Genomic DNA, 1,176 nt, shown 5'->3' with positions numbered 1-1,176 from the left:
GACGCACCTTGGCGCGAGTCACCTCGACGCCACAGCGCTCACAGATGATGCCCTTGAAGCGCACGCGCTTGTACTTGCCGCAGTAGCACTCCCAGTCCCGGGTGGGACCGAAGATCTTCTCGCAGAACAAGCCGTCCTTCTCCGGCTTGAGCGTGCGGTAGTTGATGGTCTCCGGCTTCTTGACCTCACCGAAAGACCAGTTGCGAATGTCTTCGGCGGTAGCCAGGCCGATCCGGAGTTCATCGAAGAAGTTGACGTCTAGCACGTAACTTCCTTTCCCCTGTTCGGGTTCAGTATCGAGCAAAGTTCGCTAGTTCTTCCGCCGGAGCGGACCGCTGCCACTTCCGCGGAGCGGGAAACTATGCCCCGGCGCCCAATGCGGGCGCCGGGACCGATCGGCTCACTGTGCGAGGTCGTCGACCGTCGCAGCCTCGTTGCGGGACAGGTTGATGCCGAGGTTCGCCGCGGCACGCTCGAGGTCCTCGTCGTCACCGTCGCGCATCTCGATCGCGGCGCCGTCGGAGGACAGCACTTCGACGTTGAGGCACAGCGACTGCAGTTCCTTGAGCAGAACCTTGAACGATTCCGGGATACCCGGCTCGGGAATGTTCTCGCCCTTGACGATCGCCTCGTACACCTTCACACGACCGACCACGTCGTCGGACTTGATCGTCAGCAGCTCCTGCAACGTGTAGGCCGCGCCGTAGGCCTGCATGGCCCAGCACTCCATCTCACCGAAACGCTGACCACCGAACTGCGCCTTACCACCGAGCGGCTGCTGAGTGATCATCGAGTACGGACCCGTCGACCGCGCGTGAATCTTGTCGTCCACCAAGTGATGCAGCTTCAGGATGTACATGTACCCCACCGCCACCGGATACGGGAACGGCTCACCCGAACGACCATCGAACAACACCGACTTACCGTTGGCGTCGACCATGGTCTCGCCGTCACGGTTCGGCAGGGTGGAACCCAGCAGACCCGTCAGCTCGTCTTCCTGCGCACCGTCGAACACCGGGGTCGCGATGTTGGTGTCGGCTTCCTGCCCCAGCATCTCCTCGGGCAGGTTCTTCGCCCAGTCCGGCACATTGCCGGATTCGGCGCCGTCGACCTGCCAGCCGGCTTTGGCGATCCAGCCGAGGTGGGTCTCCAAAATCTGGCCGATGTTCATACGAC

The 1,176-nt window shown here is 62.4% G+C and carries 1 protein-coding gene and 1 pseudogene; both read right to left on the bottom strand.

Annotated features, from left to right (window positions below; genetic code table 11):
* A partial coding sequence (locus ACGF5C_RS34900) for a hypothetical protein (RefSeq protein ID WP_393308709.1) occupies positions 1–265 on the bottom strand: 265 nt, incomplete at its 3' end.
* A 135-nt stretch (positions 266–400) separates the two neighbouring features.
* Positions 401–1,176, bottom strand: a pseudogene (locus ACGF5C_RS34895) (DNA-directed RNA polymerase subunit beta); the annotation flags it as partial.

The sequence above is a fragment of the Micromonospora sp. NPDC047620 genome, assembly GCF_043205005.1.
GTDB lineage: Bacteria > Actinomycetota > Actinomycetes > Mycobacteriales > Micromonosporaceae > Micromonospora.
This window is presented reverse-complemented; position numbering and strand designations above follow the sequence as displayed.